At 66.3% G+C, this 23169-nt stretch carries 23 protein-coding genes and 1 riboswitch; of the genes, 14 read left to right on the forward strand and 9 right to left on the reverse strand.

Annotation, left to right across the window (positions count from 1 at the left end; translation table 11 throughout):
* Positions 1–27 precede the first annotated feature (27 nt).
* The 3 genes from ACEN8I_RS12345 to ACEN8I_RS12355 are packed head-to-tail and all read left to right on the forward strand — an operon-like array spanning position 28 to position 2317.
* Positions 28–933 (forward strand): DUF692 domain-containing protein, encoded by a 906-nt coding sequence (locus tag ACEN8I_RS12345; RefSeq protein ID WP_413328753.1) that lies wholly within the window; start codon positions 28–30, stop codon positions 931–933.
* Complete coding sequence (locus ACEN8I_RS12350; RefSeq protein WP_413328754.1) at positions 930–1832, forward strand: putative DNA-binding domain-containing protein; 903 nt, start codon at positions 930–932, stop codon at positions 1830–1832. The genes ACEN8I_RS12345 and ACEN8I_RS12350 overlap by 4 nt, the downstream gene beginning before the upstream one ends.
* Positions 1829–2317 (forward strand): DoxX family protein, encoded by a 489-nt coding sequence (locus ACEN8I_RS12355; protein WP_413328755.1) that lies wholly within the window; start codon positions 1829–1831, stop codon positions 2315–2317. Before ACEN8I_RS12350 ends, ACEN8I_RS12355 begins: the two co-directional genes overlap by 4 nt.
* Before the next feature lie 3 nt (positions 2318–2320).
* Here the strand turns inward: ACEN8I_RS12355 and ACEN8I_RS12360 are convergent, their stop codons facing one another.
* The gene (locus ACEN8I_RS12360) at positions 2321–3523 is read right to left on the reverse strand and encodes an ammonium transporter (protein ID WP_413328756.1); all 1203 of its coding nucleotides are present in this window, start codon (positions 3521–3523) and stop codon (positions 2321–2323) included.
* 158 nt (positions 3524–3681) lie between these two features.
* A riboswitch (yybP-ykoY riboswitch) is annotated at positions 3682–3858 on the forward strand.
* A gap of 6 nt (positions 3859–3864) precedes the next feature.
* Between ACEN8I_RS12360 and ACEN8I_RS12365 the strand changes: the two genes are divergently transcribed.
* The 7 genes from ACEN8I_RS12365 (at position 3865) to otnI (ending at position 11485) form a co-directional block, all read left to right on the forward strand.
* The gene (locus ACEN8I_RS12365) at positions 3865–4422 is read left to right on the forward strand and encodes a TMEM165/GDT1 family protein (protein WP_413328757.1); all 558 of its coding nucleotides are present in this window, start codon (positions 3865–3867) and stop codon (positions 4420–4422) included.
* A 137-nt stretch (positions 4423–4559) separates the two neighbouring features.
* A complete protein-coding gene (metX, locus tag ACEN8I_RS12370; RefSeq protein WP_413328758.1) occupies positions 4560–5720 on the forward strand; it encodes a homoserine O-succinyltransferase MetX in 1161 nt (386 codons plus the stop codon).
* The gene (metW, locus tag ACEN8I_RS12375; protein WP_413328759.1) at positions 5717–6325 is read left to right on the forward strand and encodes a methionine biosynthesis protein MetW; all 609 of its coding nucleotides are present in this window, start codon (positions 5717–5719) and stop codon (positions 6323–6325) included. Before metX ends, metW begins: the two co-directional genes overlap by 4 nt.
* 115 nt (positions 6326–6440) lie before the next feature.
* Positions 6441–7322 (forward strand): chromate resistance protein ChrB domain-containing protein, encoded by an 882-nt coding sequence (locus tag ACEN8I_RS12380; RefSeq protein ID WP_413328761.1) that lies wholly within the window; start codon positions 6441–6443, stop codon positions 7320–7322.
* Positions 7319–8710, forward strand: coding sequence for a chromate efflux transporter (chrA, locus tag ACEN8I_RS12385; protein WP_413328762.1), 1392 nt, complete (start codon positions 7319–7321; stop codon positions 8708–8710). Before ACEN8I_RS12380 ends, chrA begins: the two co-directional genes overlap by 4 nt.
* A 49-nt stretch (positions 8711–8759) precedes the next feature.
* Positions 8760–10646 (forward strand): SulP family inorganic anion transporter, encoded by a 1887-nt coding sequence (locus ACEN8I_RS12390; protein ID WP_413328763.1) that lies wholly within the window; start codon positions 8760–8762, stop codon positions 10644–10646.
* A gap of 5 nt (positions 10647–10651) precedes the next feature.
* Positions 10652–11485 (forward strand): 2-oxo-tetronate isomerase, encoded by an 834-nt coding sequence (gene otnI / locus ACEN8I_RS12395; protein ID WP_413328764.1) that lies wholly within the window; start codon positions 10652–10654, stop codon positions 11483–11485.
* Positions 11486–11512: 27 nt separating this feature from the next.
* Here otnI and alkB read toward each other — a convergent pair whose 3' ends face one another.
* From alkB to ACEN8I_RS12415, 4 genes are all read right to left on the reverse strand, one after another.
* Positions 11513–12166: a DNA oxidative demethylase AlkB gene (gene alkB / locus ACEN8I_RS12400; RefSeq protein ID WP_413328765.1), complete on the reverse strand. Its 654-nt coding sequence runs from the start codon at positions 12164–12166 to the stop codon at positions 11513–11515.
* 36 nt (positions 12167–12202) lie between these two features.
* Entirely contained in the window at positions 12203–12901 is a 699-nt protein-coding gene (locus ACEN8I_RS12405; RefSeq protein WP_413328856.1) for a 2OG-Fe(II) oxygenase, read from the reverse strand.
* Positions 12902–13018: 117 nt separating this feature from the next.
* Positions 13019–13435, reverse strand: coding sequence for a Cu(I)-responsive transcriptional regulator (cueR, locus tag ACEN8I_RS12410; RefSeq protein WP_413328766.1), 417 nt, complete (start codon positions 13433–13435; stop codon positions 13019–13021).
* Positions 13428–15872: a heavy metal translocating P-type ATPase gene (locus ACEN8I_RS12415; RefSeq protein ID WP_413328767.1), complete on the reverse strand. Its 2445-nt coding sequence runs from the start codon at positions 15870–15872 to the stop codon at positions 13428–13430. Before ACEN8I_RS12415 ends, cueR begins: the two co-directional genes overlap by 8 nt.
* Positions 15873–16025: 153 nt before the next feature.
* Between ACEN8I_RS12415 and ACEN8I_RS12420 the strand changes: the two genes are divergently transcribed.
* Both ACEN8I_RS12420 and asd read left to right on the forward strand, forming a co-directional pair.
* Complete coding sequence (locus tag ACEN8I_RS12420; protein WP_413328768.1) at positions 16026–16214, forward strand: heavy-metal-associated domain-containing protein; 189 nt, start codon at positions 16026–16028, stop codon at positions 16212–16214.
* Positions 16215–16286: 72 nt separating this feature from the next.
* On the forward strand, positions 16287–17141 hold the full coding sequence (gene asd / locus ACEN8I_RS12425; RefSeq protein ID WP_413328769.1) for an archaetidylserine decarboxylase: 855 nt from the start codon (positions 16287–16289) through the stop codon (positions 17139–17141).
* Here the strand turns inward: asd and ACEN8I_RS12430 are convergent.
* Entirely contained in the window at positions 17132–17998 is an 867-nt protein-coding gene (locus tag ACEN8I_RS12430) for a DUF72 domain-containing protein (RefSeq protein WP_413328770.1), read from the reverse strand. The genes asd and ACEN8I_RS12430 overlap by 10 nt on opposite strands.
* A gap of 208 nt (positions 17999–18206) precedes the next feature.
* On the opposite strand from ACEN8I_RS12430, the gene ACEN8I_RS12435 reads away from it, so the two are divergent.
* The gene (locus tag ACEN8I_RS12435) at positions 18207–19682 is read left to right on the forward strand and encodes a M20 family metallopeptidase (protein WP_413328771.1); all 1476 of its coding nucleotides are present in this window, start codon (positions 18207–18209) and stop codon (positions 19680–19682) included.
* 76 nt (positions 19683–19758) lie between these two features.
* Entirely contained in the window at positions 19759–20685 is a 927-nt protein-coding gene (locus ACEN8I_RS12440) for an alpha/beta hydrolase (protein ID WP_413328772.1), read from the forward strand.
* Between the two features lie 20 nt (positions 20686–20705).
* Here ACEN8I_RS12440 and ACEN8I_RS12445 read toward each other — a convergent pair whose 3' ends face one another.
* The 3 genes from ACEN8I_RS12445 to ACEN8I_RS12455 all read right to left on the reverse strand — a co-directional run bounded on the left by ACEN8I_RS12445 (position 20706) and on the right by ACEN8I_RS12455 (position 23161).
* Entirely contained in the window at positions 20706–21173 is a 468-nt protein-coding gene (locus ACEN8I_RS12445; protein WP_413328774.1) for a YidB family protein, read from the reverse strand.
* A gap of 66 nt (positions 21174–21239) precedes the next feature.
* Positions 21240–22409: an MFS transporter gene (locus ACEN8I_RS12450; protein WP_413328775.1), complete on the reverse strand. Its 1170-nt coding sequence runs from the start codon at positions 22407–22409 to the stop codon at positions 21240–21242.
* Positions 22406–23161, reverse strand: coding sequence for a 16S rRNA (uracil(1498)-N(3))-methyltransferase (locus ACEN8I_RS12455; protein WP_413328776.1), 756 nt, complete (start codon positions 23159–23161; stop codon positions 22406–22408). The genes ACEN8I_RS12450 and ACEN8I_RS12455 overlap by 4 nt, the downstream gene beginning before the upstream one ends.
* Positions 23162–23169: the final 8 nt, after the last annotated feature.

The raw sequence follows: 23169 nt of genomic DNA on the forward strand, positions 1-23169 counted from the left end.
TCCTGAAAACTTCAACGCCACCCAGCCATGCCACTCGCCGCATCCATCATGTCCCTCTCGCACCACACGGACCACGCTCCCTGCGGCATTGGCTGGCGGCATCCCCATTACGGCGAACTGCTGGAATCACTCCCCGGCCTTGATTTCATCGAGGTCCACTCCGAGAATTTTTTTGCCGAAGGCGGCGCCGGCCTGGCCGTTCTGGGCCAGGCACGCGAACACTATCCCGTCAGCCTGCATGGCGTGGGGCTGGGGCTGGGTTCGGCCTGCGGCATCGACGCCTGGCACCTGGACCAGCTGGCCCGTCTTGTCGAACGCATCGAGCCGGTTCGTGTTTCCGACCATGCCTGCTTTGCGCGAGGCACGGCTGCGGGCTGCCAGATCCACGCGGCGGACCTGCTGCCCATTGCTTTCAACAGCGCCACACTGGATGTGATGTGCGCCAACGTGCAGCGCGTCCAGGACAGGCTGAAGCGGCAGCTGCTGGTGGAGAACCTGTCGGCCTATCTTTGTTTCAACAGTTCAGACCGAGACGAAACCACATTCCTGCGCGAACTTGTGCAGCGCACGGGCTGCGGCTTGCTGGTCGACGTGAACAATATCTATGTCAACGCGCTCAACGCACGACTTGCCGGCAGCATGGCCGATCCGCTGGCCGCCTGCCTTGAATGGCTGGACCGGATTGCACGGGGCAGCGTGGGCGAACTTCACCTGGCCGGCCACCGCGACAACGCGGACATCGTGATTGACGACCACGGCAGCCGTGTGTGTGCCGACGTCTGGGAGATCTACCGTCACGCGCAGCGGCGCTTTGGCGGCGTAGCGGCGTTGGTGGAATGGGACACCGATATTCCGCCGCTGGCCGTTTTGCTCGAGGAAGCCGCCCGAGCGCGAAATATCGCAACCCGGATGCCCCAGGCGGTGGCCGCATGAGCACCGCCGCGATGCTGGCGCAGGAACAGCAAGCGCTGCTGTGTGCCCTGACTGGCGAGCACGACGACAGCGGCCTTTGGCCCCGCCTGCAATTTGCCGGCGGGCAGGCGGCCATTGTGCGCCGCGGCCTGCAGGCCTATCGGGCCAACGGGCTCGCGCTGGCGGAGCGTGCGCTGGGCGCTGCCTACCCCGTGCTGGCGCAGCTGATCGGTGACGAAAGCTTTGCCCCGCTCGCGCGGTATTTCTGGCGGCATCATCCTCCTTGCCGCGGGGACATCGCGCAGTGGGGAGGCGGCCTTGCAAGTTTCCTGGAAGCATCGCCGCAGCTTGCGGACGAAACCTACCTGGGCGATGTCGCCCGGATTGAATGGGCGCTGCACCAGGCCGCCACGGCGGCTGATGTACAGCCTGATCCGCACTCTTTTGCCCTGCTTTCAACGGTCGACCCTGGGGAAGTCACTCTGACGCTGGGCGCCGGGGTTTTTTTGCTGGCAAGCCTCCATCCGGCGGCCAGCATCGTCAATGCCCACCTGCGAGGCGAGCCCTCGCTGGCCGATGCGGCCGCCTTGCTGCGCGACGGCGTGGCGGAGCATGCGCTGGTCTGGCGGCAAGGCTTCAAGCCGCGCGTCCGCGCCATCACGGCTGCCGAGCATGCGTTTCTGGCCGCGCTGCAGAGTGCAAACTCGCTGGAGGATGCGCTGGGGCGCGCTTTGGAATGCGCGAACCGCGGCACAGCTGAACCCGCAGTCGCATTCAGCTTCAACCAATGGCTGGGGCGGGCCGCCCAGGACGGCCTTGTCACAGGCGCGCGCCTGTTGAACGCCACAGCCTTTGAGGCGGCACCTGCGGCCGAACCCAACGCTTCCAACCTTCACGATCATCCGGAGAAACCCTCATGAACACCATCCACACCGTACACGCAAATCCGCCGGGGCTCTGGCAGCGCGGCCACGACCTTTGGTGCCAGCTGACCCGCTCGCTGGATTCGCTTCAGCCTCTGGCTGCTCTGCTCGCCCGGCTTTACATTGCCCAGGTGTTCTTCCTCTCGGGCTTGACCAAGCTGCGCGATTGGGAGACCACCGTGGCCCTTTTCACCGACGAATACAAGGTGCCCTTGTTGCCTCCCGCCCTGGCTGCGGCGATGGGTACCGCCGGCGAGGTCGCCCTGCCGGTGCTGCTGGTGCTGGGCCTGGGCGGGCGCTTCTCGCCCCTGGGCCTTTTTGTGGTGAACGCTGTGGCGGTCATTTCGCTCGGCGAGATTGCGCCGGCTGCCCTGCAGCAGCACATGTTCTGGGGCTCACTGCTCGCGGGGCTGGCCATCTACGGCCTGGGCCCGTGGTCGCTGGACCGCTGGCTGGCGCCGCGCCTGCGGCGACTTTTCTAACACCTACCAGTTGACTTCGCGGTCAGGTGTCGCGCCGATGCGGTGAATTGACAGGTCGGCGCCCTCAAACTCTTCTTCCTGGCTCAGGCGCAAGCCCATGGCGGCCTTGAGCGTGCCGTAAACGGCAAAGCCCGCCAACAGCGCCCAGGCCACACCCATGGCGCTGCCGATCAGCTGCGCGCCCAGGCTTACGCCGCCCAGGCCACCCAGCGCCTGGCTGCCGAAAATGCCGGCCGCGATACCGCCCCACAGGCCGCACAAGCCGTGCAGCGGCCATACGCCCAGCACGTCGTCGACCTTCCATTTGTTCTGCGTCAGCGTAAACATCACGACGAAGACGCCGCCGGCCACACCGCCCGTCACCAGCGCGCCCAGCGGATGCATCAGGTCCGAACCCGCGCACACTGCGACCAGCCCGGCCAGCGGGCCGTTGTGCACAAAGCCCGGGTCGTTCTTGCCAAAGGCCAGCGCCGCCAGCGTGCCGCCCACCATGGCCATCAGCGAATTGACGGCGACCAGGCCGGAGATCTTGTCTATGGTCTGTGCGCTCATCACGTTGAAGCCGAACCAGCCCACGGTCAGAATCCAGGCGCCCAGCGCCAGGAAGGGAATGTTTGACGGTGGGTGGGCCGATACCGCGCCGTCCTTGCGGTAGCGGTTGCTGCGCGCGCCCAGCAGAATCACCGCCGGCAGCGCCAGCCAGCCGCCCACCGCATGGACCACGATGGAGCCCGCGAAGTCATGAAACTCCGCGCCGGTCAGCGCCTTGATCCAGGCCTGCACGCCGAAGTGCTGGTTCCAGGCGATGCCCTCGAAGAAGGGATAGACAAAGCCCACGATGACGGCCGTGGCGATCAGCTGCGGGTAAAAGCGTGCGCGCTCGGCAATGCCGCCCGAAATAATCGCTGGAATTGCCGCGGCAAAGGTCAGCAGGAAGAAAAACTTGACCAGCTCATAGCCGTTTTTTGCGGCCAGCTGCTCCGCGCCGACGAAAAAATGCGTGCCGTAGGCCACGCCATAGCCCACCACAAAATAGACGACCGTGGACACCGAGAAGTCCACCAGGATCTTGACCAGCGCATTGACCTGGTTCTTTTTGCGAACCGTGCCCAGTTCCAGAAAGGCAAAACCGGCATGCATGGCCAGCACCATGATGCCGCCCAGCAGAATGAACAAGGCGTCCGCGCCCTGTTTTAGTGCTTCCATAGATCCCTCTTCAGATGAAATGTAATTTGTTGGTGCGTAATTCCGCGAATTTCTGGAATCGCACCAAATACAAGCAAGAAATGCGCCGCAAACGTGCGAGAGACGCCTGCGTGCACCAATTTCTGCCTTCCAACGAGGGTTGGAGGCCGGCTACAATGCAGGCTGTCATTGGGGAGTAGCCAGCCTTTCAATCCTGAAAGGGGCTTGCGTCAACAGACTTGTTCCTGTGGAACATGGCGCAAGCGGTCTTCGGACTACGCGAGACCTTTGACTGCACAGCATCCGCTTCAGGCCGGGGATGGCGTGCAGTCATGGGTTTCATCCGGCCGGAGTCTTTTTGAATGGAAGCTTTCCTCGTCTCCACGGGCATCGTCGCCCTCGCCGAAATGGGCGACAAGACGCAACTCCTCGCCCTCATACTCGCTGCCCGCTTCAAAAAGCCCTGGCCCATCGTCGCCGGCATCCTCGTCGCGACCCTGTTCAATCACGCGCTGGCCGGCGCGGCCGGCGCCTGGGTGACCACGCTGGTCGGCCCGCAAACACTGCGTTGGATACTGGGCGCATCGTTCCTGGCCATGGCGGCGTGGATGCTGGTGCCCGACAAGATTGAGGCGGACGAGGACGGGAAACCGCCGCGCTTCGGCGTTTTCTTCACCACCGTGCTGGTGTTTTTCCTGGCCGAAATGGGCGACAAGACCCAGATCGCCACCGTGATGCTGGCCGCGCGCTACGACGCCATCGCCAGCGTGGTCGCGGGTACCACGCTGGGCATGATGCTGGCCAATGCGCCCGTGGTCTGGCTCGGCGAACGCGTCACGCGCCTGCTGCCGCTGCGCGCCGTGCACATCGTATCGGCGCTGATCTTTGCCGGGCTGGGGCTGGCCGCGCTCTTGATGTGACCCCGGCTTGGTATACTTCCTTTCAGCGCCGATTTGCTCAGCTTGCGGGCGCTTAAAAAGTACAGCTAAAGACGAACTCCAAAGGACCCGGACTCGCTTTAGCGACGCCGGGTTTTTTGTTTTCTGCAGGTGATTTTTTGACACTGATTGCCACCCCGCTCAGCATGCATTTTGTCGAGGCACTGCCGCTGCAGAGCGGCGCCTCGATACGCGCCTACGACCTGAGCTATGAAACCTACGGCGAACTCAACGCCGACAAGTCCAATGCCGTGCTGATCTGCCACGCGCTGAACGCCTCCCACCATGTGGCGGGCGTCTACCTCGATGCGCAGGGCCAGTCCATCAGCAAGTCCGAAGGCTGGTGGGACACCATGATCGGTCCCGGCAAGCCGGTCGACACCGACCGCTTCTTCGTGATCGGCGTCAACAACCTGGGCTCGTGCTTCGGCTCCACCGGCCCCATGCAGCCCAACCCCGACACGCAGGAAATCTACGGGGCCGATTTCCCCGTCGTCACGGTGCAGGACTGGGTCAGCGCGCAGGCCCGCCTGCTGGACCGCCTGGGCATACAGACCCTGGCCGCCGTGATGGGCGGCAGCCTGGGCGGCATGCAGGCCCTGGCCTGGACGCTGCAATACCCCGAGCGCGTGCGCCACGCCGTGGTGGTGGCCAGCGCGCCCAACCTCACGGCCGAAAACATCGCCTTCAACGAAGTGGCCCGGCGCGCCATCGTGACCGACCCGGATTTCCACGGCGGCCATTTTTACCGCCACGGCGTGCTGCCCAAGCGCGGCCTGCGCATCGCCCGCATGATCGGCCACATCACCTATCTGAGCGACGACGTGATGAACGAAAAATTCGGCCGCCAGCTGCGCCAGGCGGTCGCGGAAACCGCGAGCGCCGACGCGCCCTACAAATACACCACGCAGGACATCGAGTTTGAAATCGAAAGCTATCTGCGCTACCAGGGCGACAAGTTCAGCGAGTACTTCGACGCCAACACCTATTTGCTGATCACGCGCGCGCTCGACTACTTCGATCCGGCGCGCGCCTACGGCGGCAGCCTCACCCGGGCTCTGGCCCAGGTCAAGGCCAAATTCCTGCTGGTGAGCTTCACCACCGACTGGCGCTTTTCCCCGGCGCGCAGCCGCGAGATCGTCAAGGCCCTGCTAGACAACCAGCGCGACGTGAGCTACGCCGAAATCGACGCGCCTCACGGCCACGATGCCTTTTTGCTGGAGGACGAGCGCTACCTCGGTGTCGTGCGTTCCTATTTCCAGAGCAAGGTGGCCGCATGAACCCGATTGTCGACCTCACTGTGCAGCCTTCTGCCGACCTGTTGTCCATCGCCCGCCTGGTGCCGCCCGGCTCCCGCGTGCTCGACCTGGGCTGCGGCACCGGCGAGTTGCTGGACTACCTGATCCGCGAGCGCGGATGCTCGGGCTACGGCGTCGAGATCAACGACGCCAACGTGCAGGCCTGCGTGGCGCGCGGCGTCAACGTGATCCAGCTCAACCTCGAGGAAGGCCTGGCGCTATTCGGCGACAGCTCCTTCGACGTGGTGCTGCAGATAGACACGCTGCAACACCTGCGCAACGCTGAAACCATGCTGCGCGAAACCGCGCGCGTGGGCCGCGCCGGCATCGTCGTGTTTCCCAATTTCGGCCATTGGCCGAATCGCCTGGCCGTCGCGCGCGGCCGCATGCCGGTGACCAAGGTGCTGCCTTACCAGTGGTACGACACGCCCAATATCCGCGTCGGCACGCTACAGGACTTTGAGGCGCTGGCGCTGCAGAACCAGCTGGAGATTCTCGATGCCTTCGGCCTGCAGGACGGCCGCGAAGTCCGCTTTTGGCCAAATGCCCGCGCCAGCCGCGCGGTGTTCAAGTTCCGTCACGGCTGAAAATGCTCACGGATTCCTGGGAGTGCTAATATCCGCCTATCGGGATTTCAGCCTCCCGAATCTTCACAGATAGACGGTGTCCCGTCCAAGCGCTGGCAACTCATTGGAGTACTCCGTGGACACCTCTACCCTTTCCGTTCCCCCTATCTCCCCCCGGGATCTCGCCGCCCGCATGGGCCGCGCCGATGCGCCCCTGCTGCTCGACGTGCGGCGCGAGGCTAAATTCCGTGAGAGCCCCCAGTTGCTCGCGGGTGCCCGCTACTGTGCGCCCGAAGACGTGGCCGCGTTCGCGGCATCGCAGCCGCCGCGCGAAGTCGTGGCCTATTGCGTCTTTGGACACAACGTCAGCGCCGATGCCGTCGCCGAACTGCGGGCGGCGGGCTGGAATGCCCGTGCGCTGGCCGGCGGCATAGTGGGCGGTGAAGACGGCGTCGATACCCCGCAGGACATCGCCCAATGGCGCGCGCAGCGCCCGCCCATGATGGCCAAGCGGCCCGACTGGGGCGTCACCGGCGAGCAAGCCTCGCGCTGGATCACGCGCGAGCGGCCCAAGATAGACCGCATCGCCTGCCCCTGGCTGGTACGCCGCTTCATAGACCCGCGCGCCGAGTTTCTTTATGTGCCTACTTCGCAGGTGCTGGCTGAGGCAAAACGCCTGGGCGCCCTGGCCTACGACATTCCCGGCGCACCGGTTTCGCACGAGGGCGAGCTGTGCAGTTTTGACACCCTGCTCAAAGCCTTCGCGCTGAACGACCCTGCGCTGCAGGTGCTGGCGCGCATCGTGCGCGGCGCCGACACCGACCGCCTGGACCTCGCCCCGCAATCGGCCGGCCTGCTGGCCTTTTCGCTGGGCCTGTCGCGCCTGCACGCCGAGGACGACCACGCCATGCTGGAAGCCGCCATGCCGCTGTATGACGCGCTCTATGCCTGGTGCCGCGAGGCGCAGGGCGAGCCGCACAGCTGGAAACCTGAAACCATGACCGGAGCTGTGAAGTGACGACTGCCCTGCCCTCATCCCTACCACTGCCGCACGAACGGCCGGCGACAGTCTCATTTGCCGACGCGCTGAAGTTCTGGCTCAAGCTGGGCTTTATCAGCTTTGGCGGGCCGGCCGGGCAGATCGCCATCATGCACCGCGAACTCGTGGAGCAAAAACGCTGGATCAGCGAGCAGCGCTTTTTGCACGCGCTCAACTACTGCATGCTGCTGCCGGGCCCCGAGGCCCAGCAACTGGCCACCTACATAGGCTGGCTGATGCACCGCACCTGGGGCGGCGTGGTGGCCGGCGCGCTGTTTGTTCTGCCTTCGCTGTTCATCCTGGTTGCGCTGAGCTGGGTCTATGTGGCCTTTGGCCACGTGCCGCTGGTCGCGGGCCTTTTTTACGGCATCAAGCCGGCGGTGGCCGCCATCGTGCTGCAGGCGGTGCACCGCATAGGCTCGCGCTCGCTCAAGACGCCCTCGCAAGCGCCCATCCTGTGGGCCATCGCCCTCGGCAGTTTTGTCGCGATCTATGTGTTGAACACGCCGTTTCCGCTCATCGTGCTGGGCGCGGCAGTGCTGGGCTGGCTGGGCGCGCGCTTTGCGCCTTCGCAGTTTGCCGGCGGGGCCGGGCATGGCGCCGCGCACAAAGGCTACGGCCCGGCGCTGATCGATGACGATACGCCGACGCCGGCGCATGCGCGCTTTAAACCCTCGCGCCTGGCCGCCGTGCTGGGCGTGGGCGCCGTGCTCTGGCTCTTGCCCATGGGCATTCTGCTGGCCACGCAAGGCTGGGATGCCACGCTCACGCAAATGGGCTGGTTTTTCACCAAGGCCGCGCTGCTCACCTTTGGCGGCGCCTATGCGGTCCTGCCCTATGTCTACCAGGGCGCGGTCGAGCAGTTTCACTGGTTGAGCGGCCCGCAGATGATTGACGGGCTGGCGCTGGGCGAAACCACGCCCGGCCCGCTGATCATGGTCGTGGCTTTTGTCGGCTTTATGGGCGGCTGGGCCAGGCAGGTGCTGGGGCCCGACATGCTGTTCCTGGGCGCCGCGCTGGCGGCCACGGTGGTGACCTGGTTCACCTTCCTGCCTTCTTTCCTGTTCATCCTGGCCGGCGGGCCGCTGGTGGAGTCCACGCACGGCAAGCTGCATTTCACCGCGCCGCTGACCGCCATCACGGCCGCGGTGGTCGGCGTGATTGCCAGTCTGGCACTGTTCTTCCTCGCGCACATTGCTTTGCGCGCGGACACGGGCGGGCCGTGGCTGGGCCGGGTGGATTTTTACGCGCTGGCCATCACGCTGGGCGCGGCCGTAGCCTTGCTGCGCTACAAGCGCGGTGTGATCCCGGTGATCGCGGCCTCGGCCCTGGCGGGTTTGCTGCTGCGCGTGGCCGGCCTGGCCTGATCGCCCGGGGCGGCCGGCATGCCGGGCGCGGTATGCTCAAGCCCTTGTGATGGAACCCTCAGCCGCCCCAGCACCTCGGTCATCAATTCCGCTCCTGGAACGCCTGTTCGGCGACTGGGTGCGCGAAGTGTCGCCCGCCAGCGTGCGGGCCGACGCGATGGCCGGCCTGCTGGGCGCGGTGCTGGTGCTGCCGCAAGGCATCGCCTTCGCGACGCTGGCCGGCCTGCCGCCGGCCTACGGCCTCTACACCGCCGTCATTCCCTGCATCATCGCCGCGCTGTTCGGCTCCAGCCGGCACGTCATGTCGGGCCCGACCAACGCCAACTCGCTGGCCCTGTTTGCCATGCTCTCGCCGCTGGCCGTGGCCTTCAGCCCGCTCTACATCCAGCTCGCGCTGGCCGTCACCGTGATGGTGGGCGTCATGCAGTGGCTGATAGGCGCGCTGCGCCTGGGCGTGCTGGCCAACTTCATCTCGCCGGCCGTGCTTTTTGGTTTTACCTCGGGCGCCGCGCTGCTGATCGCCGTGCACGCCCTGCCCGATTTGCTGGGCCTGGCCGCCGCGCCGGAGCACAGCGCAGCCGCCGTGCTGGGTCATGTGCTCACGAACCTCACTTCCGCCCAGCCGCTGGCGCTGGGCGTCGCGGCCATCACGCTGACCGTGGCCTTGCTGCTGCGCAGGTTGCGCCGCAACTGGCCTTACATGCTGATCGGGCTGGCGGTGGCCACCGCGCTGGCCTGGGTCTGGAGCAGCTGGCTGCAGCCCGGCGCCCAGCCCTCGGCCTCGCTGCGCACCGTGGGCCAGATTCCCGTGCCCTGGCCACGCTTTGAAGTACCGCGCATCAACTGGACGCAGGCCGCCGACCTGGTCGGCCTGGCTTTTGCGCTGACCATCGTCGCGCTGGGCCAGGCGATCTCGATTGCCAAGACGGTGGCGCTGCGCTCGGGCCAGCGCATAGACGCGAACCGCGAGTTCCGCGGCCAGGGCTTGTCCAACATCGTGGGCGGGTTTTTCTCGAGTTATGTGTCCTGCGGTTCCATGAATCGTTCCATGCCCAACCTGGAGGCCGGCGCGCGCACGCCGCTGGCCTCGGTGTTCTCCGCCGTGCTGCTGCTGGCGCTGGTGGCCCTCAGCGCGCCGCTGCTCGCGCAGATTCCCACGGCCGCGCTGGCGGCGTTGCTGGTGCTGGTGGCCTTCACGCTGCTCGACGCTGCGCGCTGGCGCCAGCTGTTCACCTTGAGCCGCAGCGATTTCAGCGTGGCCCTGGCCACCATGGCTGCGACCGTGACCATACGGCTGGAAATCGCCATCCTGCTGGGCATGATCTTGTCGCTGATGTCTTTTCTCTATCGCACCTCAAAGCCCGCGATGCGCACCATGGGCTTTGACAGCCGCGGCCTGGACCGCCAGTTCGTAGTGATAGACAACTCGCCCGATGCGGGGCTGGAAACCAAAAAATCGTCGGGCCCTGATGGGCCCGACGAAGCACAGCGCCGGGTGCTGCCCGAGTGCCCGCAGCTCAAGCTCTTGCGTATGGAGGGCGAGGTTTATTTCGGTGCGACCCAGCATGTGGCCGACATCCTGCATGCCCTGCGCACCCAGCCGCAGCCGCAAAAACACCTGCTGGTCATGGGCAAGAGCATGAACTTCATCGACCTGGCCGGCGCCGAGCTCTGGGAGGCCGAACTCGCCGCGCGCCGCGCCATGGGCGGCGACCTGTACTTCCACCGGCCGCGGCCTGAGGTCATCCGCATGTGGCGCAAGACCGGTTTCACGAGTGTGCTCGGGCCCGAACACCAGTTCCCCGACAAATTCACCGCGATCGCCACCATCTTCAACAAGCTGGACCCGGAAATTTGCCGGCACTGCACGGCGCGCATATTCTGGGAATGCAAAACCGCGCCCGGTCCCGACACAGCCGCCGCACCCGCCGCCTGATGCCCATGCCCCAATTCGCCGCCAACCTCAGCTGGATGTACACCGAGCTTCCGATGGCCGAACGCTTTGCCGCCGCCGCGCGCGATGGTTTCACTGCCGTGGAGATCCTCTCGCCCTACGTCTGGACGCCGGATGAACTCAAGGCTATCCTGCAGCGCCACGGCCAGCAGCTGGTGCTGTTCAATGCGCCGCCGGGTGGCGTGGACCCGGCTGGCATCGAAAAAGCCTGGGCTTCCTCGCAAAAAGGCACGGCCTGCCTGCCCGGCCGTGAGGCCGAGTTCCGCGCCGGCATCGCCATCGCGCTGGAGTACGCCCAGGCCTTGGCCTGCCCGCGCATCCACGTGATGGCCGGCGTGTTGCCCGACGGCATGGAGCGCGAAACGGTGCAGCCCACCTATGTGAACAACCTGCGCGAGGCAGCCGCGCTGGCCGCAAGGGTCGGTGTAGAGTTGCTGATAGAGCCCATCAACACCCGCGACATCCCCCGCTTCTTTTTGAACCGGCAGGACCATGCGCACGAAATCATCCGCGAAGTGGGTGCGGCCAACGTCAAGGTACAGATGGACCTCTACCACTGCCAGATCGTCGAAGGCGACCTGGCCATGAAGCTGCGCAAATACCTGCCCACGGGCCATGTCGGCCATCTGCAGATCGCCGGTGCGCCGGGCCGCCATGAGCCCGATGTCGGCGAAATCAATTACCCCTATCTGTTTGCGCTGCTCGATGAGTTGGGCTACGGCGGTTGGGTCGGCTGCGAATACAAGCCGCTGCGCGGTGCCCAGCTTGGTGCCACAACCGACGGGTTGGGCTGGCTGAAAAAATTTCGCGAACGCGCCTGAGCGCGTTCGAACTGATCGGGCGCGCGCTCAGCGTGCGCGGCGAAACGTCAGGTTGATGCGCTGTCTGCCCAGGCGCGCATGCTCGCCCTCGGCCAGCGGCGCGACGCCGTGGTAGGCCAGCCGCGACGGACCGCCCCACACCGCCACGTCGCCATGCAGCAGGCGGTAGCGCGCAGGCTTATCGCTGCGCTTCAAGCCGCCGAACAGGAACACCGCCGGCAGGCCCAGCGACACCGACACAATCGGCGCATCCAGATGGCCTTCGTCCTTGTCCTGGTGCAGCGACAGGCGTGCGCCAGGTTCATAGCGGTTGATCAGGCAGGCGTCCGGACGGAAGTTGCCGAAACCGGCTTGCGCGGCGGCCTTTAAAGCGAGATCGGAAAAGCAAGCCGGCATGGGCGGCCAGGGCTTGCCCGAGAGCGGGTCCTTGGGGTCGTAGCGGTAGCCGTTGCGATCGGACACCCAGCCCAGCTCGCCGCAGTTGCTCATCGCGACCGACATGGTGTAGCCGCCCGGCGTGACCAGGTGGCGCAGCGGCGCGGCCGCGGTGACTGCTTGCACGGCTTGCAGCAGGGCTTCATCGACCTCCAGGGCAAAGCCGCGCAGCAGCGCCGCGCCCGGCGCGATGGCCTCGGGCGCGGCATAGGGCGCCGGTGCATCGTCAAAAAGCCCCAGGGTCACACCATCTCCTTGATCGCTTTGCGGCGCGAGCGGCCATCACTCGGCGTCATGAAAAATAATCCCGAGCGTATGCCGGTGGCCGCTGCGCACCGTGCTCACGCCGTGCCGCATGTTGACGCGGTAAAAGCCGCGGCTGCCCTGCACCGGCCGGTGGTGTACGGCAAACACCACGGCGTCGCCCTGCTGCAAGGGCACCACCTCGGGCCGCGACTGCATGCGCGGGCGCTGCTCGGTCAGCACAAATTCGCCGCCGGTGAAATCCTCGCCCGGCCGCGACAGCAGTACCGCGACCTGAAGGGGGAACACATGCTCGCCATACAGGTCCTGGTGCAGGCAGTTGTAGTCGCCGGGCCCGTATTGCAAGAGCAGCGGCGTGGGCCGCTGCTGGCCGGCCTGGTGGCAGCGTGCGAGGAAATCGGCATGGTCAGCCGGATAGCGCACGTCTATGCCCATGGCTTCGTTCCAGGCATTGGCCACGCCGACCAGGCGCGGGTAAAGCGTGGCGCGCAGCCGCGCGACGATGTCCGGCAGCGGGTAGCTGAAGTATTGGTATTCGCCCTGGCCGAAGCCGTGGCGCTGCATCAGCACGCGGCTGCGGAAATGGCGCGCGTCGGCGTACAGGCTGGCCACGGTCTTGCATTCCCGCGCACTTAGCAGTTGCGGGAGCACGGCGTTGCCGTGGAGGTCCAGCGCGGCGGTGGTGGCCGCCCAGTCATCTGTCTCGGCGGGCAACAGGGAAAGTGTGCTGGAAAGGGGTGGCGTGCGGCGGTTCGTGATGCGATGGAAGAGCCATCAATACCCCCAGGATAAATCCGCCGACGTGCTTGCGCTCGCCGGAATCGGACATTCCATTCAAGCCGCCAGCTCAGTCAATATGGGGCAATCAGGCCGGCTATTGCCCTGGCAGCAGTGCGCCAGGTGGCCCAGGGTCTGCTTCATGGCCTCCATCTCGGCAATGCGGCGCTCCAGATCGGCCACATGGGCCATTGCGATGCGCTTGACGTCGGCGCTGGCGCGTCGCTTGTTCTGCCACAGCTTGAGCAGCTCGGCGATCTCGGCCATGCTGAAGCCCAAAGTGCGGGCGCGGCGTATGAAGCGCAGGGTGTGCACCTCTTTTTCGCCGTACTGGCGGTAGCCCGCGTCGCTGCGGTGCACCGCGGGCAGCAGGCCCAGCGATTCATAGTGGCGAACCATCTTGGCCGACACGCCGGAACGCGCAGCGGCCTGGCCGATGTTGAGCGGGCCAGCGCTATCAAGGGTTTCAGTCATGGGTGTTTCCTTTCCAGCGGCGCAGCAGCAAGGCGTTCATCACCACGCTGGCGCTGCTCAGCGCCATGGCGGCGCCGGCGATCACGGGGCTCAGCAGGCCCAGCGCGGCCAGCGGTATGCCGACCACGTTGTAAACAAAAGCCCAGAACAGGTTCTGGCGTATCTTGGCGTAGGTGCGGCGCGAAATGTCGACGGCACCGGCCACCAGCGCCGGGTCGCCGCGCATCAGCGTGATGCCGGCCGCATGCATGGCCACGTCGGTGCCGGTGGACATGGCAATGCCCACGTCGGCCGCAGCCAGGGCCGGCGCATCGTTGATGCCGTCGCCCACCATGGCCACGCGCCCGCGCTGTGCCTGCACGTCGGCCTTGAGCTGGACCATGATGGCCGCCTTGTCCTCCGGCAGCACTTGGCTGTGGACCAGGTCTATGCCGAGCTGTCGCGCCACGGCGTCGGCGCTGCCGCGGTTGTCGCCGGTGATCAGGGCGGTCTGTATGCCCAGCGCATGCAGGCGGGCCATGGCCGGCGCCGCGCTGTTTTTCAGCGTATCGCCAAAGGCCAGCAGCCCTAGCAGTTCGGGCGTTTCCGTGACATCGGCCAGCCAGGACACGGTGCGGCCCAGGGTTTCAATTTCCTTGGCGCGCGCATCCAGGGCCGCGAAGCTGCCGAGGTCCAGGCCCAGCTCCTGCATGAAGCGTGGGCTGCCTAGCCGCAGTTCGCGTCCGGCCACCACGGCGGCCATGCCGCGACCGGCGACGGCGCGCAGCTGGCTAGCCGCGGGGATTTCAAGATGCTGCTCTGCCGCGCGCCGCATAACCGCGCGGGCCAGCGGGTGTTCGCTGCCCGACTGGATGGCGGCGGCCCAGGCCAGCAGTTCATGCTCCGCGATGCCGTGCGGCTGTAGTGCCACCAGCTCGGGCTTGCCCTCGGTCAAGGTGCCGGTTTTGTCGAAGGCCACGACCTTGAGGCTGTGCGCCACTTCCAGCGCCTCGGCGTCCTTGATCAATATGCCCTGGCGGGCCGCGGCCCCGGTGCCGACCATGATGGCGGTGGGCGTGGCCAGGCCCAGCGCGCAGGGGCAGGCAATCACCAGCACGGCGACGGCGTTCAGGATGGCCGCCTCCCAGTTCTGCGTGGCCAGGCCCCAGCCCAGCAGCGTGACCAGCGCAATGCCTATGACCACCGGCACGAAGACGGCGCTGACCTGGTCCACCAGGCGCTGAATCGGCGCTTTTTTGGCCTGGGCCGACTCCACCATGCGCACGATGCGCGCCAGCGTGGACTCCGCGCCTATGGCCGTGGTGCGCACCACGATCAGGCCCTCGGCATTGACCGCGCCGCCGGTCACACGCTCGCCCGCGTGTTTGGCCACGGGCAGGCTTTCGCCGGTGATCAGGGATTCGTCAACCTGGGTGGCGCCTTCGACGATTTCGCCGTCCACCGCGATGCGCTCGCCGGGGCGCACCACCACCATGTCGCCGAGCCGAATCTCCAGAAGGGTCACATCCTCGTCTTTCCCGTCACGCCGCCGGCGTGCGATGTCGGGTCGCAGTGCCTGCAGCGCGCGAATGGCGGCGGTGGTCTGGTGCTTGGCGCGCGCCTCCATCCATTTGCCCAGCAGCATCAGCGTGATGATCACGGCCGAGGCTTCAAAGTACAGATGGGCCATGCCGTGGCCGCCGTGGCGCAGCAGCTGGTAGACGCTCAGGCCGTAGGCGGCCGAGGTGCCCAGGGCCACCAGCAGGTCCATATTGCCGGTGCCGGCGCGCAAGGCTTTCCAGCCCGCGCGGTAAAAACGCGCGCCCAGCCAGAACTGCACCGGTGTGGCGAGCAGCCACTGCAGCCAGCCGTCGAGCATCCACTCCCGGCCGAACAGCGCGCCCGCCATGGGCAGTGCCAGCGGCGCCGACAGGACCGCGGCCAGCGCGGCAGGCCACCAGGCGGCGGCGGGTTTGTTGGCGGGGCCTTCCCCGGCCGCCGGGATGTCGCGCGCCTGGTAGCCGGCCTTGGCCACTGCCGCCATCAGCGCGGGCAGCGTGGCGGCGCTGCCGGCCACGCTGACTTCAGCGGTTTCGGTCGCGAGGTTGACGCTGGCCGAGAGCACGCCCGGCACCTGCTTAAGCGCTTTTTCCACGCGCGAGACGCAGGAGGCGCACGTCATGCCTTCTATCCGGAGCCTTAGGGTTTGCTCAGCCACGCTGTAGCCGGCTTTCGCGACGGCGGCCTTCAAGGTATCCATGCCGACATCGCCGCGCGCCTTGACGCTGGCCTGCTCGGTCGCGAAATTGACGCTGACGTCCTGCACGCCGGGGACATCGGCCAGCGAGCGTTCCACGCGTGCCACGCAGGACGCGCAGCTCATGCCCTGGACGGGAAATTGCCACTCGGCCAGTGCGGCCGCGGCGGGCGGGATTTTCAGGGAAGCGGTGGTGTTCATGTCAGGCAGTCTGAACCTTACCATCATGGGAGGGTCAAGCCCGCGGGACAATAGCCGCAGCCGCAGGGAGGGTTTGGCCGGCCAGGCTGGACTCTGCCCCCATGGGAAGGTTCAGACTCCTGCCAACCCTTTTAACCACCCTCAAGAGGCTATATGGAATTTACGATCCCCGCCATGAGTTGCGGCCACTGCGCCAACGTCATCACCAAGGCCGTCAAGGCACTGGACCCGGCCGCGCAGGTCAATGTGGACCTGGCGTCCAAAAAAGTCGTGGTCCAGACCCCGCAGGACCGGCAGGCCGTGGCCGCGGCGCTCGCGCAGGCGGGTTATCCCGCACAGTAAGACAGTGCTGCGCGGCGGCAAGGCCCTGGGGCGTCGATAGAATGGCCCTTCCTTCACCCTTCAAGCCGCCTAGTGTCCGACCGATTCGCCGTCCTTCCCCAGTACCTGTTTCCCAAGCAGGCGTTGACTTCCTTTGCTGGTTTTGTGGCTTCGCGTGAGCGCGGCTGGGTCACCACGGAGATCATCCGCCGCTTTGTCGCCAAGTACCGGGTCAATATGGACGAGGCACTCAATTCAGACATTGCCAGCTACCTGACCTTCAACGACTTTTTTACGCGCGCGCTCAAGCCCGGCGCGCGGCCCCTCGCGGCGGCCGACCTGGTGTCGCCGGTGGACGGCGCGATCAGCCAGTTCGGCGCCATCGAGAAAGACCAGATATTCCAGGCCAAGGGCCATCATTACTCCACCACCGCACTGGTGGGCGGCGATGCGGCGCTGGCGGCGCACTACCAGGACGGCCATTTCGCCACGCTCTACCTGAGCCCCAGGGATTACCACCGCATCCACATGCCCTGTGACGGCCGGCTGACGCGCATGATCCATGTGCCCGGCGAGCTGTTTTCGGTCAACCCTGTCACCGCGCGCGGCGTGCCGGGGCTGTTCGCGCGCAACGAGCGTGTGGTCTGCGTCTTTGAGTCGGCGCACGGACCTTTTGTGCTGGTGCTGGTCGGTGCGACCATCGTCGGCAGCATGGCCACGGTGTGGCACGGCGTGGTCAACCCGCCGCGCGGCAAAACCGTGCGGCAGTGGGATTACCCCAACGAGCCGACCTCCGCGATACGCCTGAAGCAAGGCGAGGAAATGGGCCGCTTCCTGCTGGGCTCCACCGTGGTCATGCTGTTTCCCAACGGGCCGCTGCAGTTCAACCCAGAGTGGGCGCCCGGCCGCGAGATCCGGCTTGGCGAGGCCATGGCGACCTATGGCTGATCTGAGGGCTTGAAGCCGAGCCGGCTTAAAAACGCCATGGCCGCGGCAGGCGCCCTTTCCTTGGCGCCGTTGATGAAGTACACAAACACGTCGCGCGGCTTTCCCTGCGCTGGGGCTTCTTCCAGTGTTGGCAGGTCCCCGGGTGCACCGCCTGCGGCCCATTGCCTTGCACGTTCAGCCCAGGCGTCCAGCGCGCCTTCCGCGTAGCCGGTCTCCAGGTCTGCCTCGCTCATCATCAAGCGGGCGTAGGCGAAGTCGCCCGTGAGGTCGGCGAAGGACGGGAATTTGTCAGCGTCGGTAAACACCGTCGCGACCTTGTAACGGCGCGCCAGCGCAAGGTAGTCGGGCGACATGAAACTTTCATGGCGCACGTCGACCACATGGCGCAGCGCAAGGCCGTCCACCTGCTTGGGCAGCAGCGCCAGAAAGGCCTCGAAATCCCCGGCCTCGAACACCTTGCCTGGCATGAACTGCCAGACGATGGGGCCCAGCTTGCCGCCCAGCTCGCTGATGCCGCTTTCGGTGAAGCGCTGGATGGAGTCGCCGGCCTCCGCCAGCACGCGGCGATTGGTCGCGTAGCGCGAGGCCTTGAGGGAAAACACGAAGTTGTCCGGCGTCTCTTCATGCCACTTCCTGAAACTGGCCGGCTTGAGCGTGCCGTAATAGGTGCCGTTGACCTCGATGGCGCTCAGCTGGCGGCTCGCGTACTCGAGCTCCCGGCTGTGCGGCAGGCCGGGCGGGAAAAAGCTGCCTCGCCAGGGCTCAAAAGTCCAGCCGCCCACGCCCGCGCGTATGCGGCCATCGGCGGTGGAAGGCGTGGCGGAAGATGGCGCTTGCGCGCGGCTGGTGGGTGTCATGGCGGCTCCGTGGCGTACTTGTCTGGTCTCTCGTTCAAATAGAGGAGATATCTTTGCCCTCGCCGGCTGCGGCCGTTGTAGGTTGAATTCCCCAATTGCGGGTCTTCGCGCGGCCGGTGGCGTGGTCTGTGCCGGAAGCGTACAGTAGCAGCTGCCGCAGCAAAACGCTGTCCTAAAAAGCCGACATTTTTCCCCCGGAGCCTTTCCCATGAACGCCCCATTGCATCGCGAAATCCCCGCCAGCGTCCTCAACGCCGCCCAGGCCCTGTCCCAGGTCACGGCCCAGTGGGACGGCGACATCGTCAAGCAGATCACCGACTACATTTCCATCCCCGCCAAGTCCCCCACTTTCGACAGCGACTGGGCGCAGCACGGTTTCATAGACACTGTCATGCGCAATGCGGCGGCCTGGGTCGAGGCGCAGAAGGTCGAAGGCCTCAAGCTGGAGATCGTGCGCCTCGAAGGCCGCACGCCGGTGCTGTTTTTTGAAATCCCGGCCACACGCGCCGATTCCACGCAAACCGTGCTGATGTACGGCCACCTCGACAAGCAGCCTGAATTCACCGGCTGGCGCAATGACCTGAGCCCCTGGACGGCCAAGTATGAGGACGGCAAGCTCTACGGCCGCGGCGCCGCTGACGATGGCTACGCCGTCTATGCCAGCATTGCCGCGGTGCAGGCTCTCAAGACGCAGAACGTCCCGCACCCGCGCATCGTCGGCCTGATCGAAACCTGCGAGGAAAGCGGCTCTTACGACCTGCTGCCCTACGTCAACGCGCTGCGCGAGCGTTTGGGCGAAGTCGCGCTGGTGGTGTGCCTGGATTCCGGTGCCGGCAACTACGACCAGCTGTGGCTGACCACCAGCCTGCGCGGTAACGCGGCCGGCGTGCTCAAGGTGGAAATCTTGACCGAAGGCGTGCACTCCGGCGACGCCAGCGGCCTGGTGCCCTCGAGTTTTCGCATCATGCGCCAGGTGCTGGACCGCCTCGAGGACAGCAAGACCGGGCGCCTGCTGCCGCAGAGCTTTCACTGCGAAATCCCGGCCGACCGCCTGGCACAGGCGCAGGCCACCGCCAAAATCCTCGGTGATGAAATCTACAAGCGCTTTCCGTGGGCGCATTACGACTGCGAAGGCTCCAGCACGTTTGCCTTGCCTACCACCACCGACCCTGTCGAAGCCCTGCTCAACCGCACCTGGCGCCCCACGCTGAGCGTGACGGGCGCCGAAGGCTTCCCGGCGCTCAAGGACGCGGGCAATGTGCTGCGGCCCTACACGGCCTTCAAGCTCTCGCTGCGTTTCCCGCCGCTGATTGACGCCGGTGCGGCGGTGCAGGAGCTCAAGGCGCTGCTCGAAGACAATGCGCCCTACCAGGCCAAAGTCACCTTCGAAAGCAACGGCGGCGCGACGGGCTGGAACGCACCGAGCACCGTGCCCTGGTTCGAGAACGCGCTCAACGACGCCTCGCAAAGCTTTTTTGGCGCGCCCTGCGGCACCATAGGCCAAGGCGGCACCATTCCGCTGATGAACATGCTGAGCAAGGGCTTTCCCAAGGCGCAGATGATGGTCTGCGGCGTGCTGGGTCCCAAGAGCAACGCTCACGGCCCCAACGAGTTCCTGAACGTGCCCTATGCCAAGAAGCTGACCGCCGCGGTCGCGCACGTCATGGCCCGCGTCCCCGGTTGATTCGGGTGCGCAGTCCTTTCATCCAGCGCCGCGGCCCGCCGCCCGCGCTTGTCCCTGGCCAGGCTTTCGCCGCCGCATGCACTCGACCGTTCTAGCACCCTTCACCGCCCGCGACGGCGAAAACCTGGCTCTGTACGAGTGGCCGCTGGACGCCTGGGCCGACGAAATGGGCCAGTATGCGCCGCCGCCGCGCGCCGTCGTGCTGCTGGTGCACGGCCTGGGTGAACATGCCATCCGTTACGACCATGTGGCGCGCCAGCTGATGGAATGGGGTTTTGCCGTGCGCGCCTACGACCAGCGCGGCCACGGTGAGTCCGGCGGCGCGCGCGGCGTGCTGCCCGCTGACGGCACCTTGCTCGACGACCTGGCCGAGGTGGTCGACGACACGCGGCTGCGCTGCATGCGCTTGCTGAGGGAATCTCCTTCGCATCATGCATCGGCTGAACCCGACCAGATCCCGCTGGTGCTGCTGGGCCATAGCCTGGGCGGCCTTGTGGTGAGCCGTTTTGTCTCGCTGGGCATACGCCCGGTAGAGGGCCTGGTGATGTCTTCTCCGGCGCTGGATGCGGGCCTCAATCCCCTGCAGAAACTGCTGCTGGCCTTCATGCCCAGGCTGGCCCCCGACTTTTGCGTGGGCAACGGCCTGGATCCGCACTACCTTTCGCACGACCCGGAAGTGGTGAGGAAATACCTGGCTGACAAGCTGGTGCACAACAGGATCTCGCCCCGGCTGGGCAAGTTCATCGCGACGGCCGGCCCTGCCACGATTGCGGCCGCCGCGCAGTGGCGCACGCCCACACTGCTGATGTACGCGGGCGCGGACCGCCTCGTCGACCCGGCCGGCAGCAGCGCTTTCGCGGAAAGCGCCGCGAACTCACGCGCCGTCATGCCCGGCACAGTGACCGCGCGCCGCTTTGAAGACCTCTACCACGAGATCTTCAACGAAACCGATTCAGCCCAGGTGTTTGACACGCTCAAATCCTGGCTGGACGCGCGTTTCTAGGTTTGCGCCAGCCCAAAAAGTCAGCGCGCCTGCCGCAGCAGGCTGCCCAGCATGCCCATCAGGTCCTCACCGTTGCCCAGGCCCTGCTCGGGCGCCTGGCCTTCGGGCGTCAGGTGGTTGATGAGGCCCGGCAGTATGTGGGAAAGCTGGCTGGCGGCGTCGCCCGGCTCCAGTCCCAGCTTCGCGGCGATGTCGGACACGGTGCCGGCACCCAGCGCGCTGGTGACCTGGTCACCGGAGACGGGTTGGTTGGGCCCGCTGCCTATCCATGACTGGATGGCGTCGCCCAGGCCGGCTTGCTCGAACTTGCTGATCAGCCCACCCAGGCCGCCCTGGCCGCCGTTGTTGGCCAGCATGTCCGTGGCGACCTGGATCAGCTGCGGATTGCTTGCCAGCATGCCGATGAGGCCGCCCAGGCCCGCGCCGGCCTGGCCCTGCTGGCCGTTGTTGTTGAGGACGCTGCCCAGGACGGAATCAAGTAAACCCATGACGAACTCCTCAAGTGGGGGTGAAGTGAAAACGGTAGAAAACGGGAGACGAAAAGGCGGAAGGCCTCAGGCATTCTGTTCCCTGCGCCGGCCTACTGCAAGCCAGGCCAGCAAGGCGCCGGTCAGGCCCAGCGGCAGCAGCGAACCGAGGTTGAGCAAGGCCCAGCCCTGGGTCGTGACAAGCACGCCCGAGGCCAGCGAAGAAACCGCCAGCACGGCAAAAATGCAGAAATTGAGCGCGCCCTGTGCCTTATCTTTTTCTTCGGGGCGGTAGGCCGTGAGCGCCAGCGTGGTGGCGCCGGTGAACAGGAAATTCCAGCCCAGTCCCAGCAGGAAAAGCGCCCCCAGGAACTGCTTGAGGTCCACGCCCGAGAGCGCGATCAGCACGCACAGCACGTTGAGCAGCAGGCCTGTCGCCATGATGGGCAGGGTGCCGAAGCGTCGTATCAGGTGGCCGGTGAAAAAACCCGGCGCGAACATGCCGATCACATGCCACTCCAGCACCAGCGCGACGCTGGAAAACGGCAAGCCGCAGACCTGCATGGCGATAGGTGTGGCGGCCATCAGCAGGTTCATCACGCCAAAACCCAGGGCGCCGGCGGCCGCGGCCACAACAAAGACCGGCTGGCGCATGATTTCGCCGAGCGGCCTTCCGCCGCGGGCCGCAAGCGCCTCGGGCGGCGGCGGAAACTGGATGAAAGCCAGCAGCGCCATGGACAGCAGCGCCACGCCGGCCAGTGCCAGGTAGGCGCCGGCAAAAGGCACGGCAGTCAGCTCCCGCGTGTGCGCCGCAAGGTTGGGCCCGGCGACGGCGCCCAGCAGGCCGCCGGCCATGACCAGCGAAATGGCTTTCTCGCGAAAGGCCGGCAGGGCCAGTTCGGCCGCGGCGAAGCGGTAAAGCTGCGCGTTGGCGCTGTAGTAACCGGCCACTACCGTGGCTGTGACCAGCAGCCAGAAGTTGCGGCTGTAGGCCGCATAGCAGCACAGCAGGGCCGAGGCCACGGCCACCAGCAGGCCCAGCTGGAAAGAGGTCTTGCGTCCGAAGCGCGATTGCGTGCGCGCAACCACCGCGGTCGACAGTGCCCCGCCCACCACATAGCCCATGACGGGCAGGGTGGCCATCCAGCCCAGCGGCGCCAGGTTCAGGCCGACCAGGCCGTTGATGGCGATGAAGGTGACGTTGTTGGTCAGGAACAGGCCCTGGCAGACGGCCAGCAGCCAGAGGTTGCGGTTCATGCGGCCGCGCCCAGTGTGAGCAGCGACAGGCAGGCCAGCGGCGCGGTTTCGGCCCGCAGCACGCGCGGGCCCAGCGTGACGGGGCTGAAGCCGCAAGCAATGGCCGCGGCCTCCTCGGCGGGGCCGAGGCCACCCTCGGGGCCGCTCAAAAACGTCAGCGCGCCGTTGCCCGGCACCGCCTGGGCTAGCGGGCGGCTGCCTTCGCGCAGCGACAGCAGCAGGCGGCTTCCGTCCGCGGCCGCATTCCCGATTCCCTTGAGCCAGTCGGCCAGGCTGGCGACCTCGTGGATCAGCGGTACACGGCTGCGGCCGCACTGTTCGCAGGCGGCGACGGCCACGCCGCGCCAGTGCGAGATTTTTTTATCGGCGCGCTCGCCCTTGAGGCGTAGTACGCTGCGCTCGCTCATCAGGGGCTGGATGCTGGCCGCGCCCAGCTCAGCGGCTTTTTCGACCAGCCAGTCCATGCGCTCGTTGGCCGGCATGCCGACCGCCAGGTGGATGGCGCGGCCGGCCTCGCGCGCCGTGGGGATGTAGGTGCCGACGATCACCTCGACCTCGCTGCGGCCCATGCGCGCGACCGTGGCGCCAAACTCCCCTTCGCTGCCGGGCAGGCCGTCGCCCCGGCCGTTGAACAGCGAGAGGGTGTCTCCGGGCTGCAGCCGCAGGACCTGCACGTGGCGGGCGGCATCCGGCGGCAGCTGGACCGTCGTGCCCGGCACCAGTGCGATGTCGGCGTAAAAACGGGCATTCATGGGGTGGC

This window comes from Polaromonas sp. CT11-55 (genome assembly GCF_047303325.1).
In the GTDB taxonomy this organism is placed as follows: Bacteria; Pseudomonadota; Gammaproteobacteria; order Burkholderiales; family Burkholderiaceae_C; genus Polaromonas.

Coding starts and splice junctions, on each gene's coding strand:
- ACEN8I_RS12350 (WP_413328754.1), top strand. CDS start 930: ATGAGCACCGCCGCGATGCTGGCGCAGGAACAGCAAGCGCTGCTGTGT.
- ACEN8I_RS12415 (WP_413328767.1), bottom strand. CDS start 15,872: ATGAACACCACCGCTTCCCTGAAAATCCCGCCCGCCGCGGCCGCACTG.
- ACEN8I_RS12355 (WP_413328755.1), top strand. CDS start 1,829: ATGAACACCATCCACACCGTACACGCAAATCCGCCGGGGCTCTGGCAG.
- ACEN8I_RS12435 (WP_413328771.1), top strand. CDS start 18,207: ATGAACGCCCCATTGCATCGCGAAATCCCCGCCAGCGTCCTCAACGCC.
- ACEN8I_RS12440 (WP_413328772.1), top strand. CDS start 19,759: ATGCACTCGACCGTTCTAGCACCCTTCACCGCCCGCGACGGCGAAAAC.
- ACEN8I_RS12450 (WP_413328775.1), bottom strand. CDS start 22,409: ATGAACCGCAACCTCTGGCTGCTGGCCGTCTGCCAGGGCCTGTTCCTG.
- ACEN8I_RS12345 (WP_413328753.1), top strand. CDS start 28: ATGCCACTCGCCGCATCCATCATGTCCCTCTCGCACCACACGGACCAC.
- ACEN8I_RS12360 (WP_413328756.1), bottom strand. CDS start 3,523: ATGGAAGCACTAAAACAGGGCGCGGACGCCTTGTTCATTCTGCTGGGC.
- otnI (WP_413328764.1), top strand. CDS start 10,652: ATGCCCCAATTCGCCGCCAACCTCAGCTGGATGTACACCGAGCTTCCG.
- metW (WP_413328759.1), top strand. CDS start 5,717: ATGAACCCGATTGTCGACCTCACTGTGCAGCCTTCTGCCGACCTGTTG.
- ACEN8I_RS12390 (WP_413328763.1), top strand. CDS start 8,760: ATGGAACCCTCAGCCGCCCCAGCACCTCGGTCATCAATTCCGCTCCTG.
- ACEN8I_RS12455 (WP_413328776.1), bottom strand. CDS start 23,161: ATGAATGCCCGTTTTTACGCCGACATCGCACTGGTGCCGGGCACGACG.
- ACEN8I_RS12445 (WP_413328774.1), bottom strand. CDS start 21,173: ATGGGTTTACTTGATTCCGTCCTGGGCAGCGTCCTCAACAACAACGGC.
- ACEN8I_RS12420 (WP_413328768.1), top strand. CDS start 16,026: ATGGAATTTACGATCCCCGCCATGAGTTGCGGCCACTGCGCCAACGTC.
- ACEN8I_RS12365 (WP_413328757.1), top strand. CDS start 3,865: ATGGAAGCTTTCCTCGTCTCCACGGGCATCGTCGCCCTCGCCGAAATG.
- cueR (WP_413328766.1), bottom strand. CDS start 13,435: ATGACTGAAACCCTTGATAGCGCTGGCCCGCTCAACATCGGCCAGGCC.
- ACEN8I_RS12430 (WP_413328770.1), bottom strand. CDS start 17,998: ATGACACCCACCAGCCGCGCGCAAGCGCCATCTTCCGCCACGCCTTCC.